General features: G+C 42.2%; 13 protein-coding genes. 7 read left to right on the top strand and 6 right to left on the bottom strand.

Translation table 11 applies throughout. The features are described from left to right. Nucleotides 1-68 precede the first annotated feature (68 nt). Together AAGA51_RS17215 and AAGA51_RS17210 are read right to left on the bottom strand one after the other, a co-directional pair. Nucleotides 69-2,504 carry an ABC transporter permease gene (locus tag AAGA51_RS17215; protein WP_042487327.1) on the bottom strand — a complete coding sequence of 812 codons (2,436 nt, stop codon included), beginning with the start codon at nt 2,502-2,504 and terminating at the stop codon, nt 69-71. Further along, nucleotides 2,501-3,178, bottom strand: a complete 678-nt coding sequence (locus AAGA51_RS17210; RefSeq protein ID WP_042487330.1) for an ABC transporter ATP-binding protein — start codon at nt 3,176-3,178, stop codon at nt 2,501-2,503. The genes AAGA51_RS17215 and AAGA51_RS17210 overlap by 4 nt, the downstream gene beginning before the upstream one ends. Between AAGA51_RS17210 and tesA the strand changes: the two genes are divergently transcribed. From tesA to AAGA51_RS17195, 3 genes are all read left to right on the top strand, one after another. Then, complete coding sequence (tesA, locus tag AAGA51_RS17205; RefSeq protein ID WP_042487335.1) at nt 3,177-3,776, top strand: multifunctional acyl-CoA thioesterase I/protease I/lysophospholipase L1; 600 nt, start codon at nt 3,177-3,179, stop codon at nt 3,774-3,776. The two genes, AAGA51_RS17210 and tesA, sit on opposite strands and share 2 nt — an antisense overlap. 113 nt (nt 3,777-3,889) lie before the next feature. Beyond that, on the top strand, nt 3,890-5,095 hold the full coding sequence (gene fabV / locus AAGA51_RS17200) for an enoyl-ACP reductase FabV (protein WP_042487338.1): 1,206 nt from the start codon (nt 3,890-3,892) through the stop codon (nt 5,093-5,095). Nucleotides 5,096-5,297: 202 nt separating this feature from the next. After that, a complete protein-coding gene (locus tag AAGA51_RS17195) occupies nt 5,298-6,947 on the top strand; it encodes an ABC-ATPase domain-containing protein (RefSeq protein WP_042487341.1) in 1,650 nt (549 codons plus the stop codon). A 57-nt stretch (nt 6,948-7,004) separates the two neighbouring features. Here AAGA51_RS17195 and AAGA51_RS17190 read toward each other — a convergent pair whose 3' ends face one another. Beyond that, nucleotides 7,005-7,625 (bottom strand): DNA-J related domain-containing protein, encoded by a 621-nt coding sequence (locus tag AAGA51_RS17190; protein ID WP_042487342.1) that lies wholly within the window; start codon nt 7,623-7,625, stop codon nt 7,005-7,007. A 236-nt stretch (nt 7,626-7,861) separates the two neighbouring features. On the opposite strand from AAGA51_RS17190, the gene AAGA51_RS17185 reads away from it, so the two are divergent. Continuing rightward, nucleotides 7,862-8,467, top strand: coding sequence for a DUF2238 domain-containing protein (locus AAGA51_RS17185; protein ID WP_042487345.1), 606 nt, complete (start codon nt 7,862-7,864; stop codon nt 8,465-8,467). Here the strand turns inward: AAGA51_RS17185 and cutA are convergent. The 3 genes from cutA to AAGA51_RS17165 all read right to left on the bottom strand — a co-directional run bounded on the left by cutA (nt 8,464) and on the right by AAGA51_RS17165 (nt 10,551). Continuing rightward, the gene (cutA, locus tag AAGA51_RS17180) at nt 8,464-8,781 is read right to left on the bottom strand and encodes a divalent-cation tolerance protein CutA (RefSeq protein ID WP_042487347.1); all 318 of its coding nucleotides are present in this window, start codon (nt 8,779-8,781) and stop codon (nt 8,464-8,466) included. The genes AAGA51_RS17185 and cutA overlap by 4 nt on opposite strands. Before the next feature lie 449 nt (nt 8,782-9,230). Continuing rightward, complete coding sequence (locus tag AAGA51_RS17170; RefSeq protein ID WP_042487349.1) at nt 9,231-9,887, bottom strand: HAD family hydrolase; 657 nt, start codon at nt 9,885-9,887, stop codon at nt 9,231-9,233. A 157-nt stretch (nt 9,888-10,044) separates the two neighbouring features. Continuing rightward, the gene (locus tag AAGA51_RS17165; RefSeq protein WP_042487352.1) at nt 10,045-10,551 is read right to left on the bottom strand and encodes a hypothetical protein; all 507 of its coding nucleotides are present in this window, start codon (nt 10,549-10,551) and stop codon (nt 10,045-10,047) included. Between the two features lie 208 nt (nt 10,552-10,759). On the opposite strand from AAGA51_RS17165, the gene AAGA51_RS17160 reads away from it, so the two are divergent. The 3 genes from AAGA51_RS17160 (at nt 10,760) to AAGA51_RS17150 (ending at nt 14,701) form a co-directional block, all read left to right on the top strand. Beyond that, on the top strand, nt 10,760-11,242 hold the full coding sequence (locus AAGA51_RS17160; RefSeq protein WP_042487355.1) for a CreA family protein: 483 nt from the start codon (nt 10,760-10,762) through the stop codon (nt 11,240-11,242). Between the two features lie 115 nt (nt 11,243-11,357). Next, nucleotides 11,358-12,662: an inosine/guanosine kinase gene (locus tag AAGA51_RS17155; RefSeq protein ID WP_042487356.1), complete on the top strand. Its 1,305-nt coding sequence runs from the start codon at nt 11,358-11,360 to the stop codon at nt 12,660-12,662. Between the two features lie 299 nt (nt 12,663-12,961). Continuing rightward, nucleotides 12,962-14,701 (top strand): EAL domain-containing protein, encoded by a 1,740-nt coding sequence (locus AAGA51_RS17150; protein ID WP_042487360.1) that lies wholly within the window; start codon nt 12,962-12,964, stop codon nt 14,699-14,701. The last annotated feature ends 2 nt before the right edge of the window (nt 14,702-14,703 follow it).

Raw genomic sequence — 14,703 nt, 5'->3', positions numbered from 1 at the left:
AGCTCTTAGTTATCCCAGCATTTATCCACCGTTTTTGTGGATAACTCTCGCACTTACTCAAGGAATCACTAATTAAATGCTTTATTTATAGGAACTAACAAACGCTTAATTAAACTATTCACAACCGCAGCTAATGTGCAAAAAGTGACGATTGGCAGCACCAGCCACATGTTCAGATGTAACGAAGGTGATAAGTCAAAACCGAACTTCATAACACTCGCTACGACCACATCTGCGCTTAAAGCAGCAACGATACCGGCAACCAAAGCCATAAGCCCAAACTCTGACCAAATAGTCTGAGTAACTCGGCGACGGCTCGCGCCTAAAGTTCTATACAGCCTTATCTCTTGCTGACGCTGACTCAGACTTAAGCGTAATAACGTAAAAATCAGGAGTATACCAGCGACTACGCCCATCAAAGCAAGTACTGTTATCGACCAAACAATTTGTGTCAGCAGATCTTGGATTTTCGCTCCCATTGCTCGGATATCCATCAAGCTCACTGTAGGGTGATTACGTGACAGTTCTGTAAGTAGCCCATCATGCTGCTGTTCTATTCGAAAGCTAACCAGCCAAGAGCTAGGAATGTCCTGTAATAAATCTGGTGTAAAAATGAAGTAGAAGTTAGGCTTCATAGCACGCCATTCAACATGACGAATAGTATTTACCGTCGCTGCGACAGGTTGGCTGTTGATAGAGAATGTCAGTTTATCCCCAATTTTCAGGCCAAGGTCTTCAGCGACATCTTGCTCAACTGACACCCCTTTGCTTTGCGTCCACTCTCCAGCAATCAGGTCATTATAGGTTGGTAGGCTATCACCCCAAGTGAAGTTAAGTTCACGCCTTAACGCGTCGCTGCTCCCTTCCCCTTGTGCATAAGTTTTCGCTTCAACACCGTTAATTTCAGTTAATCGTCCACGAATGATCGGATAAGCATCCGAACGTTCAATTCCAGCTTTGTCTATAGTTTCCAAATACGCATCTTTTTCATAAGTGGCAATATTGAAAGCAAACGCATTCGCCGCATTAGCTGGCAATGTTTTTTGCCAGTCAGATAATAAATCGGTTCTAACCAGCCACATTACAGCCAATAGCATCAACGAAAGTGACAATGCGCCAAATTGAATACCCGTAGCCAAAGAGGAACGATTGATCCGGCTAAGAGCCAGCTTCATTGCAGTATTAAGCGGTAACTTTGCCAAAGAGCGTGTCACCACAACGCTGATTAAAGCAAGAATCAAAAACAGCACCGTTATTCCTGCAAGTACGATCCAAACCAACTTGTTTTGCCAGTAGAAAGCAAGCATGGGCAGTAAAGGCACAAGCGCAAGAGCGATATTCCATCGCATTCGGTTCTGCTTTTGTGTGTTCTGCATAACACTGGCTGCATTTACATTAAGTAGATGCCCTAGCGGGATACCTAAAGCAGGTACGGCAATTAACACACTTGAGGTCAGCGCCACCAGCGCTGGCTTATAACCATAACTTGGAAGCGGCGTAGGCAGCAGGTCGACCAACGGCACTCGCAACAGATATTCAAGCCCCATACCTATGACAATGCCACTCACGGCGGCAAAACCAAGTAGTAACGCCACCTGAATAGCTAACCAACGCCCTACCCATTGCTTACTGGCACCCAAGCTTTTAAGCATTGCGATCGTACGCTGACGAGTAGAAACATAATGCTGGCAGGTCAAAACCAAAGTGGTAGCTGCCATGATGATCACGATAGCCACAGTCAAAGACAGATATTGCTGAGTTCTTTCAAACACTTCATTGGTTCTGCTACCGCTGTCTTGATCTCTCCATCGCTCACTCGGGGACAAAGTTACTGCTTTTTTCAGTTGTTCAATGACTGGCTCTTCAGCATTAATGAAAAGCTGGTATTGAACCCTGCTGCCGATTTGGATAGCACCGGTGCGCTCAACATCTGATAAGTGAATAAAAACGGACGGCATTTGCTGAAATGGGTTGAAGCTTAAACCGGGTTCTTGAACGACTCTGCCTGATACGACAAAATCAGCGTCGCCAATCGTGACACTGTCACCCAAATTAACGTTCAGTTCGTTAAAAATTCGTTCGTCCAACCATAACTCATTTGGCTGGATCTGATGCTTGATGGTGCTTCCATCCGACAATTCCATCTCTCCACGCAATGGATATTGGCTGTCTACAGCTTTAACCGTGACTAACTTCATACCATTGTCACTGAACGCCATGGTGGAAAAACGAGTCATGGTGGAAGTTGTTAGGTTATTTTCATTGGTCAATTGCAACAATGTTGAAGGCAAAGGATTTGCCGAAACAAACACACTGTCTGCCGTCAATGCATCTTTTCCCTGCTTAACAACCACCTGCTCCATACGGTCAGCCAATGCTGTTAAAGCAAACACACAAGCAATGATGAGAGTTAGAGCTACGGAAATCGGCCACAATTGGCCGTGGCGAATCTCGCTAAAGCTCCATCGAAACAGACGTTTGTTTAAAGATGGGGCAACATTCATACTCGCTCCTCCAACATACCTGCCGTCATGTGAAAGCGTCTTTGGCATCTTGCAGCAAGAACAGGGTCATGAGTGACAAGAACCAATGTTGTTCCATGTTGCGAGTTCAACTCAAAAAGTAAATCGATAACCTTCGCTGCGGTTTCCTGATCTAGGTTGCCTGTCGGTTCATCAGCAAATAACACTTGTGGGCTGATCATAAACGCTCGCGCCAGAGCAACCCGTTGCTGCTCACCACCCGAAAGCTGACTCGGCGAGTGATGAATACGATGCTCTAACCCCACAGATTTTAATAACGCTTCTGCCCGTTGTTTATCTTCGGCTTCGCCCTTTAACAAACACGGCAGAGTGACATTTTCTAATGCAGATAAGCTTGGTATGAGCAAAAAACTTTGGAATACGAACCCTACCGACTGACTACGAATCGCGGCCCTCGCTTCATCATCAAGCTCTGTCAGTGATTTCCCCAACAGATGAACTTCTCCGCTGGTCGGCGTGTCCAATCCTGCAAGCAGTGTCATCAATGTCGATTTACCTGCACCAGAAGTACCAACGATGGCCACACTTTCGCCTTGGCGAATATCAAGATTCACCTCTTTGAGGATTGTTAATTGCTCCTGATTGGTGGAGACTACTTTAGATAAAGACTGAGCTGAAATAACGGATGATTGCATGACTAGACTACTTTCCTTGCTTCTTGTTGTATTTTTCTCGACCAACGCTAGTAGTAACACACTCTTAGTGTTGGGTGATAGTTTGAGCGCTGGCTATAACATGTCTATAGAACAAGCTTGGCCTAATTTGCTTGGTGATGCTTTAAAAAACAAAGGGAAATCTGTAACAGTAATTAACGGAAGTATATCAGGCGATACAACCGGAAACGGATTATCGCGTTTACCTTCATTACTCAAACAGCACAAACCTGACTCCGTTTTGATTGAACTCGGTGCCAACGATGGGCTACGTGGCTTCCCCCCTCAGCTTGTTGAAAACAATCTGAAAACTATGATTGACACCATTCATGCGCAAAACAGCCAAGTGATCTTGATGCAGATCCGTATCCCGCCCAATTACGGTAAACGTTACAGTGATGCGTTCTCGCAACTTTATCCCAACATCGCCAGCGAAAAATCCGTGCCACTGGTTCCATTTTTTCTAGAGCAAGTCATCATCAAACCTGAATGGATGATGCAAGACGGATTACACCCAAAACCGGACGCCCAACCATGGATAGCCGATTTCATGGCGGAACAACTAGAACCTCTGCTTTAAGGTGTTTTCCTACATTATGACCAACTAACTGTAGGTCTGTTGCCTCAGCTCAATAAACTTTACCTAACTTTACGCTATTGTTACTGCCCCCACAGAACCAGAAGGTACCAATAATGCTCATAGAACCCGTAATTCAGGGTGTGGTTGCTCGTACCGCACATCCTTTCGGTTGCGAACAAGCCATTCTAAAGCAAATTCAATACGTTAAATTAGCAAGCCCAATTAAACATGGTCCTAAACGTGTCTTAATTTTAGGTTCATCATCCGGATTTGGGCTTGCCGCGCGTATCGCGTTAACATTCGGTGGTGCGAAAGCTGACACTATTGGCGTTTCTATGGAACGCGGACCATCTGAAAAAGGCGTGGGTAGTGCTGGATTCTACAACAATCATTTCTTTAAAAAGCACGCAGAACAAAATGGCAATGTAGCCGTCAATATTGATGGTGATGTGTTCTCAAAAGAAATTAGAGAACAAGTGATCGAAGCAATCGAAACTTACTTCGAAGGTGAAGTCGACCTAGTTATCTACAGTATCGCCAGTGGTATGCGCCGAAAAGGCGACAGTGACGAGTTCTGGCGTTCCGCCATCAAACCGATTGGTGATGCAGTATCAGGCTCCACCATCATTCTGGAAAACAACAGTTGGGTAAATAGCACACTAGAACCTGCGACAGATGAAGAGATTGCCTGCACCATTAAGGTCATGGGCGGTGAAGACTGGGAGAACTGGATTGATACTTTGATCAACTCGGACTCTATCGCTGACGGCTGTAAAACCGTTGCTTTCTCATACATTGGTCCGGAAATCACTCACCCTGTCTATCTTGATGGTACTTTGGGTTATGCAAAAGTTGATTTGCACCAAACCAGCCACTCTCTTAATTTGAAGTTAGCGAATTACAATGGTGGCGCTTACGCTTCTGTCTGTAAGGCATTAGTCACAAAAGCGAGTGTGTTTATTCCAGGCTTAAGCCCATACATTTTAGCGCTCTATCGAGTGATGAAAGAGAAAGGCACCCATGAAGGCTGTATTGAACAGATGCAACGTTTATTCAGTGAAAAACTGTATCTGGGAGAGAATGTCACCACGCCAGTTGATAACGAACGTTTGATCCGAATGGATGATCTGGAACTTAACCAAGACACTCAGAAAAAAGTATTGGCGATTCTCGGCGAAATGAATGCTGATAACTTTAAACAACTGGGCGATTACCAAGGATTCAAGCAAGAGTTTCTTAATCTCAATGGGTTTGGTTTTGAAAATGTCGACTACTCAAAGGATGTCGACTTAAAGCCATTCTTAGCGCAAGACTATTAATCAATTCAACCGCTGATGGGAATAAGATCATCTTGTCTGAACCCGCCTCTTTGTTGACAAATACCCCTCTGCCACTAAAACTGTACTCCTAAATAGAGTACAGTTTTTGTTTATCCCACAAGGATTAAGCAACACATGGCTTTACTCCCTTGATAGGGCTACCTATAATCGCCCCCTTTTCATTATTCCAAGAGCAGTCGTGATGGATGTATTAACAGCAAAACTGAAAAAACTCGAAAAACAGAATTATCGCGCATACCAGCAAATCAAAGGCGAATATGATTTCGGCGACTACAATCTGTACATCGATTATGTTCAGTCAGATCCGTTCGCGTCAGCTTCGCGCTTGCGTGCGACAAGAGCATGGTCACTCACTGGCTTAGCATGGTTGAAAGATAAGTCTCCGGCTTATCAAATGGCAGCCCGAGACTTTATCGCTCGCTCATTCGCAGAATTCGCCAAGCAAGAAAACTCCGTAACTATCCATATCACCGGCCAAACCGTAATGGATAGCACCGCCGTATTATTTACTGAACACGGCATTGAGTTGCGTTTCCGTATGTCTCTACCTGCTGAAGGGCGTGACATTCTCGCGAAAAAAGCACTCAACACGCTTACATTTCATATGCCTAAATTCATTCGCAAAGCAACCAATGCTCGTGAATTGGATATTGAGGCGCTGACTCATCACTGTGAAACCATCGAAGACCAAGAAGCATTGCGTTCTCAACTTGATGAGAAAAACTTGGTTGCCTTTGTTGCAAACGGAAGTGTGCTGCCACGTATAGCTGGTAACTGCGACCTACCGATGAAAGATGCTATTGCATTCCAGTCACCAAAAGAATTGGAAACCATTTTGCTGGCACCAAATAAAGGTGAAGTACGCGGAATGGGCATTCCAAAAGGTATCACTTTGATTGTCGGCGGCGGTTTTCACGGTAAATCGACCCTGCTTACAGCAATAGAGCGTTCAATCTACAACCATATTCAGGGTGATGGACGTGAAGGTATTGTCGCTGATGTCAACGCCATGAAAATTCGCGCTGAAGACGGTCGCTGCGTGCACAATCTCAATCTTTCTAACTACATCAACCATTTGCCACTAGGCAGAGATACTCGTGACTTTAGTACTCAAGATGCCTCTGGCTCTACCTCACAAGCGGCTTGGCTTCAGGAATCAATAGAAGCTGGCGCTAGCACTTTGCTGATTGATGAAGACACCTCGGCAACCAACTTCATGATACGTGACGAACGGATGCAAGCATTGGTGAGTAAAGGTGATGAACCGATCACTCCGTTAGTCGATCGCATTGGTCAACTGCGAGATGAGATGGGAATATCTAGCTTAGTTGTTATGGGTGGTTCTGGGGATTACCTTGATGTGGCTGACACGGTAATTCAAATGCATGATTTCCAAGCGATTGACGTGACAGAAAAAGCACAGAAAGTGATAGCACTTCACCCTACTGAGCGTAAAAACGAATGTGAAACGCCTTTGGAAAACATTGCACCTCGTTCTTTAAATTGCATGGCGTTACAAACGATACTGGCAGAAGGCAAATTCCGAGTATCAGCAAAAGGCACTGATTCACTTCGCTTTGGCAAAGAGTTTACTGACTTAAGCGCTCTTGAGCAGATAGAATCGCCTTCAGAAATTAATGCTATCGGTTGGCTTTGGTTCCAACTTGCACAGACGCCAGGTTGGTCGAAAAACCCAGCTAAAGATTTCGCGGCTTTTCTTAACGACAATTGGCACGAGAACATGCCAAACCATGGCGATTTGGCGAAACCTCGCATACTGGATGCGATGGCAGCACTGAACCGTATGCGCAAAGCTAAGTTCAAGAATTAAGAGTTATCGAAACAAAAAACAGCGCAAATTTGCGCTGTTTTTTCTGGTAAAAGATTTCTATGCCTCTTGGCGAAGAATATTCCATGCCTCACATAAAATCCTAAATTTTTCTGCATTGCCATTATCTCTGTCCGGATGCCATCTTAAAGCGAGCTTTCGCCATGTTTTGCGGATTTCAAAGTGTGTAGCATCATCGTGGAGTTCAAATAACCGCAAGGCTTGTTGTCGATTTAAGTCTTTGCTACTGCCACCAACAAACTTACGATAGCGAGTCCAAAACTCATTGAGAAGGCGTTTAACTTCCCCTTCGCTCGCTTCATAGTGCTCCCACTGTGAATAGTATTCGCGCAAAGGATCTTCAACATCAATTACGTGGGAGGCATTGCGAAACATCGGCATCAGAATAATATCCATAGCCTCAACTTGAAGCCATTGCTTTGGATAGAGAGTCTCTTGCAGTTGGTAAAGCGCATTCATGATAAGAAAATTACGTTTGAACAAATCTTTTTCTGGAGCTTCATCCAGTGTCGGCATCAGTTCAAGTTCACCCAAATGCGCCGCAAGCGTATGAACTTTCCAACCGGATGGTTGCCGTTTCAACACTTCCAAAATTGGCCACAATAAAGGATTCTCAACATAGTTGCGAAACGATGCAGACAATTGCTGTGCTTCAGTCATATAGTTTCTCTCAATTTTCCCTTCTTTTATTCAAAGCCATGAGAGGCTTTTTGTCGAGTAAGAATAGGACGAAACTATTAAGGCTTTGACCTTTATTCAACTTTTCATCTCTAGAATACGAGTAATTCCTAATTACCTCTAAGATTAATCTACTCGATTTTTACTACAACTTAATTGAACACTGTTTCAAATGATGTAAACATGTTTTATGAAATTGAGTAAAGGATATTTAAAATATGACAGCACCGAGAAGCCTGACACTACTGACTCTGGCATATACAGCCGTGTTTATTTTTTCCGCCATCTCTCCCGCATCACGAGCAGTATGGGTTGCCGAAATTATACCTGCATTACTGATTCTTGCGATTGTGTGGCTGGTTTCAATGAGACAGAGATTGAGTACAACTTCTTATACTCTCTTTTTCATCTGGCTGACTCTGCATACGATTGGCGCGAAATATACCTTCTCAGAAGTTCCTTTTGATTGGTTCAATACCCTCATTGGTTCAGAGCGCAATAACTTCGATCGTGTCGCGCACTTTTCCATAGGCTTGTACGCATACCCAATTGCCGAACTGCTTATACGAAACAAACTGGCTAAACCATTGTTTGCCAGTAGTTATGCTCTATTTTGTATTATGAGTATTGCCGCTGGCTACGAAATTGTTGAATGGTGGTATGCAGATTTGGCTGGCGGGGACGAAGGTATCGCCTTCTTGGGTTCTCAAGGTGATATCTGGGATGCCCAAAAAGATATGCTGTGCGATACCTTAGGTGCATTAACCTCATTGTCATTACTCGCAGTACAGATTCGAATTAACCCCAATCGATTAACTGCCTAATTCGTATTGGCTTCGATCCATTGCAAGTAAGGGTTGAAGCCATCAGTAATAGGCACTTGAACAATTTGTGGAACTTCATAGTTATGAAACTGCTCAATCGATTCCGTTATTTGCTCGAATAATTTGGATTGGGTTTTTATCACTAGAAGGATCTCTTCATCATTACATACCTCACCTTCCCATATGTAATGACTGTTGATAGGCATTGTTTGAATACATGCAGCCAATTGGTTTGATAAAAGATATCGAATCAGTTGCTGGGTTACATCTTGACTATTTGTTGTGGTTAAAACCATACAGAATTTATCATCCATTTCTTCGACCCCACTAAAGTTTTTCTTTTTGTGTATTTGAAGTTTCTTTCAAAATCACTGAGTTCGTTAATTAAGGTTTAGAAATCAACAAACTCAATTCATAGATTTATGAATTGAATCTCAAAAAATGAAAGAATAATGTAATTATAACAATCACCGACCGACATTCCGTTTATTCTGAGCATAAAAGAAGCAATAGCTAACACTAAATAATAAAAACGATTTGAAGAGAATGTGTGATGAAAATGATCGAGTGCTGTCCACTGTGTCAAAGTGATGAATATTTGCTGTCTGAAAGCGGTGAAAAATTTCTCTGTGGCAAATGTGGTTTCCACACGGAAGAATTGAGTAACATTGAGCCTACAATATTAGCCACTAACCTGGTGCTAACCCCGTACATCCACGTGCCGGAGAACACGCTTCATTAATTGAATTTTTAATATCAATACTTAAGCTAAATACAAGGTTAGCTGTTCTAAGCTCTCTAGCACTGTAACTTTGGGGTGAGACACTCTATTTTGCCAAGTTAAAGGCGTGATTTGAAAGGTGGTTACACCGGCATTAAGCCCCGCCTTCACACCCTTGTGCGTATCATCAACGTAAACACATTCATCTAACATAAAGCCCATATTCATAGCGCAATAGCGGATCAAATCCGGTTCTGGTTTCCAACTATTTGCTTCGAATGCTGAAAAGATTTTTCCTTGGAAATAGCTGTATAACCCTGCCGATTTTAGAATCGATTCAATACGGTCTTTGGGCGCGTTCGATGTAACGCAAAATTCTGTCTCTGTTTCTCTAAGCCAATCTAACAATGCAACTGCACCGCGCATTGGTGTGAGCTTCTGTAAGAAGAGAGGTTCCAACACTTCACGATATCGCTGTTCCAACACATCAATATCCGCAGTTTTTTCTGCTAGTTGCAAAGTGGAATGCATAATGTCGGCAATTTTGCCACCTTCAAAGTTATCAATAATATCTTCGATAGATAGCTCTGCCCCAATCTCATTAAACACCTGCACTAGGGCTTCACAACATAAGCGTTCACTGTCGACCAATGTACCTTCACAATCGAAAATAACGCAATTCGTCTTTTTGCCAACCATAATATTTCTCCTTTCTATGCAGTTTAAATACAAAAACAATAGGAAAAATGATTCAGTTAACAATTTGAAATCTGCTTACGCAGCAATGTTGATATTTTGTAGCACCGTCACTGTTTAAAACAAACCGGAAATTTCTGACTCAATTGACTGTTTTATATTAGTGTTCGATATAGAATGAGCCTGAAAATTCGTTACTTTTTAGCCACTTTTGTGTTACTGCTTGAGAGAATTGCTCAACAGAACTATAGGTAAGATCTTTAACAACAATATCTGATATCAAGAGTTCATTTTCAGCTTGTGTAATTAAAGCGGCAGCCACTGGTTCAGCCTGCTTAAATCCTACATAAAGATAACAAGGCTCAGAGAAGATAATTTGGGTGAAAAACTCCAACAGATAATTTTGCTCTTGTTCATCACGTCCTCGCGACGCTTGAAGTAATGAGAACATCACAGTCAAACGATGAAAATCAACCAGATATATTTCATCTAAATTGATGTCTGTTTCTTGCGTACTTTGAATCAACGGAGTCACAGTATTCTCTTCACATAGAGACTGATAAATGGCTCTGCCTTTTAAACTTTCAGGCGTCGGAAACTCAACCTCAACTTGATCAAACAGCCACTGATTTTTCACTTTAACGACGTTTGGATAGGAATCTGTCATGAAATATTCTTCTATTGAAGTACTTACGCTAAAACCACATTTAGCAGTAATGAATAAGCGAAGGATACTTAGGTACACTCAATCTCACAAGTCTTGATATCTCATCTACACATCTTTCTTTATTTACAGTCAGATATTTGCTTCGGCATCTGTTTGCAACTTGAGTTATGATAAGTTCAACTTTGTATGCGGCACCATAGGATAAGCAATGAAAAAGTTACTTTTGATGGTAGGACTGTCTACTCTACTAGTCGGATGTTCAGATAGTGAAGTTGGTGATGTATCTCTAGGCGTATTTACCATGAAGGATATTAAAATCGCATCGCTTCATGATGACAAAATACAGGGGGTGACTTGCCATATAGCGTCCATCGAAGCAAATTTAAGTCTTTCAGACCCGAGTGACAGCTCAATCTCGTGTCGACAAACGGGCGATATCACTCCGGACATGCTTGCATCAATCGATAAAAGTAAATCTGGTGAGGTAGTGTTCAAGCAGTCGAAGAGTATTTTCTTTAAGACTATGAAAGTCAGACGTATTTTTGACGCAGAAAATCAAACACTTCTTTATTTGTCCTATACGACGAAAGAAACGGACGGCAGTTTTAAACACAGCCTGTCAACCGTTCCACTTTGGGGCACAAAAGCCTATAACGCTTTTACAGATAGTCAAACCACCACTCAACAATGATTGAGACGCACGGAAAGTGGTACCCACAAAAGCCATTTTCCGTGTAATAAAATGAAAATATAAAAATATATTTGTGATATTATGCACGAAATATTTCTTTCCCCTAACAGTCAAGATGAAGTTTCCCGGACAGCGTAAATCTAAGCACTACTTTCCGACACATGCTCGAGATCCATTACTTAACCACATTCAACAAGCACCAAAGCTACATCGTCCAACTATTGTTGGTGTTGGCCAAACAATTGTTGATATAGAAGCTCGAGTCGATAACGATTTCTTAGCCAAATACAATTTGAGCAAAGGTCATTCTCTTGTCCTAGAAGAGGCTAAAGCAGATGCCTTATATAGGGAGCTGGTTGAGCTGAATCTCATCACCCATCAACATCCGGGTGACACCATTGGCAATACGCTACACAACTATTCCGTGCTGGCAGATAGCAAATCTGTGCTTCTTGGTGTTATGTCTAAAAACATCGAAGTAGGTTCATTTGCCTATCGTTACTTATGTCGAACTTCTTCACGCATGAACCTCAATCATCTTCAAACGGTTGATGGACCTATAGGTCGTTGCTATACGTTAATCACCGAAGATGGCGAACGTACCTTTGCGATAAATGAAGGCCACATGAATAAGTTGCGTCCGGATAGTATTCCTGAGCAAGTATTCGAAAAAGCGTCGGCTTTGGTTGTCTCTTCTTATCTTATGCGTGGAAAGCCTGAAGATCCTATGCCTCAAGCGGTTCAACGAGCGATTGAATTAGCCAAGGCAAACAACATTCCTGTAGTGTTAACTCTGGGCACCAAGTACGTCATTGAGGGCAATGAGAAATGGTGGCAAGAGTTTCTAAAGGAAAACGTCACTGTCGTGGCTATGAATGAAGAAGAAGGTGAAGCGTTAACGGGGCATAAAGATCCGCTTCTTGCATCAGACGCCGCTCTTCAATGGGTCGATTTAGTTCTCTGTACCGCAGGACCAATCGGCTTGTTTATGGCTGGTTATACTGACGAATCCAGTAAGCGTGAAACAGAACTACCACTACTTCCGGGCAACATTCCAGAGTTTAATAAGTACGAATTCAGCCGTGCCATGCGCAAAAATGACTGTACAAACCCAGTCAAAATCTATTCACACATTGGCCCTTATCTTGGTGGTCCACTAGAAATAAAGAATACCAACGGAGCGGGTGACGGTGCTTTATCTGCGCTGTTGCATGATATGGCGGCCAACGCCTTCCATCTGATTAATGTGCCAAATTCCGTTAAGCACGATCAGCCATATCTGACTTACTCTTCTCTCTCTCAGGTATGTAAATACGCAAACCGTGTCAGCTATGAAGTGTTGACACAGCACTCACCTCGTTTGTCTCGATCGTTACCAGAACGCGAAGACAGTTTGGAAGAGGCGTATTGGGAACGCTAAACTAATTTCTGACGAAAACAAAAATGCGGCGCTTAGCCGCATTTTTATAGGTCTATTGTTTTAAACATCAAAGAGATGCGCTATTACAAGTGTACTTTTTGTTATTAAAGCTTGCGCTATAGCACGATTAGCAACAATTATTATTATCAATAATTGAATCACTATTCATTTAGATTTAAATTGAAACATCGTTTAGGATTAATGCTCTAAAGCTCTAGCCTTACAGATGTTTTAGGTTCATATTTCTTTCATCCATTTTTCGCATTATGGTTAGCAGTTGTTAGAGTTGGTATGCGGTTATGTCGTTAAAACAAGATAAATTATCTGTTATAGAGAATGCTCTAGATGACACATATTTAAAGCGTTTAGTGCATATATTCGACGTGTTTAAACACGGTGTTTTCTATATGGATGAACAGGGTTTAATGACTTTTTATAATCCTGAGTTTTATCATCAATTCGGATTCGAATCGAAGACTATTGAACTCTCAGATTGGTTCAGCATAGTACACCCTTTAGACGCAGCGTTGCTTGATAGCCGAATCGGTCAACATATTGATGAAGGTGGGAATGTCGTTACTCAGTACCGTTTAAGAAAGACTAATGGACAGTACATATGGGTTGAAGGTGTCGCAACGACAAAAAACATATGCGGGCATGCCTTTATGATTGGAAGTCATCGAGATATCTCCGACCAAAAACTGATGGAATCCTATCTCCACCAAGCAGCCTTTTTTGACAACGCCACTGGTCTTTCAAATAGAACCAAACTGATACACGACATAGAAGCCCTCGCCAAAAAACCTCAACTAAACGCCGCCCTTATCTATATCCAGATTGACGATATTAAGTCATATCTTAACCAATATGGCACAGATGTATTTCAGCAGATTATTGAGCACTTAACAGGTGCGTTACGTGTGCTTCCTGATGATGATTGTGAGCACTATCGCGTACGTTCCGATGATTTTGCTGTGTTGCTTTACGGCGACTACACCACTGGAGAACTTCAACGACTTTGCCAAAATATCCTTAAGCACTATGCAGAATCTACACTCGAATATGGCAAGTTGTATGGGGACAAAATTAGTATTGGTGTTTATCCTTACATAGACACCAATTTAACGCCTTCTGAATGCTTAAGTATAGCATCGAGAACTTGCCAATTTGCAGGTGAAAACAATTGCTCTCGTATTGAAATCTATACTGGCAGAACTCAGAACAGTGTTGACCGTTTCTTTTTTATTGAGAAAGAACTTAAAGAAGCAATCCACTCTCGCTCTCTGAGTGTAAAGTTCCAACCCATAATCAACGCAGCCAATGGCAAAGTTGCCAGTTTCGAGGCTTTAGTCCGGTGGAGGTCTAAAGGTTATGGCGAAATATACCCCGATGAATTTATTCCTATTGCTGAAAAAAAAGGACTGATTAATGAGCTGGGGTATTTAGTTTTTGCTAAAGCGTGTGAATTCATTAGTCGCTACAACCAATTAAACAAAGCCAACATACGTGTAAACATAAACGTTTCGGTATTGCAACTCTTAGACACTAACTTCCCAATCAATCTTTTTACTCTCGCTGTAAATTCTAATGTCGAACCAAAATCCATTGTTCTGGAACTAACAGAGACCGTCATGCTCGACGGGAACAAGAATGCACTAAACCAGATTTATATTCTAAGCAGTATGGGATTTTCGTTGTCACTTGATGATTTTGGGTCCGGTTTCAGTTCGATTCACAGCTTCTTAGGCTTACCGCTAAAACAAATTAAGATAGATAGAGTGATGACAACGAAGTCGATGACCAATGATGCGTATGAGCAGTATCTACAGTTTATTACTCAATTATGCCGCTCAAAAGGGATTGATATTGTGTTTGAAGGGATTGAAGATCAAGCCATGTTCCAAAAATACAAAGACATGGGCGCATCTTATTTTCAAGGTTATTGGTTCTCTAAACCCCTGTCTGTTGCCAGCGCTAGCCGCTATACACTGCTTAGAAGTGACGTTATTCCTCAAGCAGTGCCAAAAACAACTGCTTGAGG

This window comes from Vibrio diazotrophicus (assembly GCF_038452265.1).
In the GTDB taxonomy this organism is placed as follows: domain Bacteria; phylum Pseudomonadota; class Gammaproteobacteria; order Enterobacterales; family Vibrionaceae; genus Vibrio; species Vibrio diazotrophicus.
Note: the sequence above shows the minus strand (reverse complement) of the source record. Positions and strands in the feature narration are given on the sequence as shown.

Bases quoted from the DNA above. Each gene is read 5' to 3' on its own strand.
- AAGA51_RS17195 (WP_042487341.1), top strand. From the start codon at position 5,298: ATGGATGTATTAACAGCAAAACTGAAAAAACTCGAAAAACAGAATTAT.
- AAGA51_RS17155 (WP_042487356.1), top strand. From the start codon at position 11,358: ATGAAGTTTCCCGGACAGCGTAAATCTAAGCACTACTTTCCGACACAT.
- AAGA51_RS17185 (WP_042487345.1), top strand. From the start codon at position 7,862: ATGACAGCACCGAGAAGCCTGACACTACTGACTCTGGCATATACAGCC.
- AAGA51_RS17210 (WP_042487330.1), bottom strand. From the start codon at position 3,178: ATGCAATCATCCGTTATTTCAGCTCAGTCTTTATCTAAAGTAGTCTCC.
- fabV (WP_042487338.1), top strand. From the start codon at position 3,890: ATGCTCATAGAACCCGTAATTCAGGGTGTGGTTGCTCGTACCGCACAT.
- AAGA51_RS17150 (WP_042487360.1), top strand. From the start codon at position 12,962: ATGTCGTTAAAACAAGATAAATTATCTGTTATAGAGAATGCTCTAGAT.
- AAGA51_RS17160 (WP_042487355.1), top strand. From the start codon at position 10,760: ATGAAAAAGTTACTTTTGATGGTAGGACTGTCTACTCTACTAGTCGGA.
- AAGA51_RS17165 (WP_042487352.1), bottom strand. From the start codon at position 10,551: ATGACAGATTCCTATCCAAACGTCGTTAAAGTGAAAAATCAGTGGCTG.
- tesA (WP_042487335.1), top strand. From the start codon at position 3,177: ATGACTAGACTACTTTCCTTGCTTCTTGTTGTATTTTTCTCGACCAAC.
- AAGA51_RS17170 (WP_042487349.1), bottom strand. From the start codon at position 9,887: ATGGTTGGCAAAAAGACGAATTGCGTTATTTTCGATTGTGAAGGTACA.
- AAGA51_RS17190 (WP_042487342.1), bottom strand. From the start codon at position 7,625: ATGACTGAAGCACAGCAATTGTCTGCATCGTTTCGCAACTATGTTGAG.
- cutA (WP_042487347.1), bottom strand. From the start codon at position 8,781: ATGGATGATAAATTCTGTATGGTTTTAACCACAACAAATAGTCAAGAT.
- AAGA51_RS17215 (WP_042487327.1), bottom strand. From the start codon at position 2,504: ATGAATGTTGCCCCATCTTTAAACAAACGTCTGTTTCGATGGAGCTTT.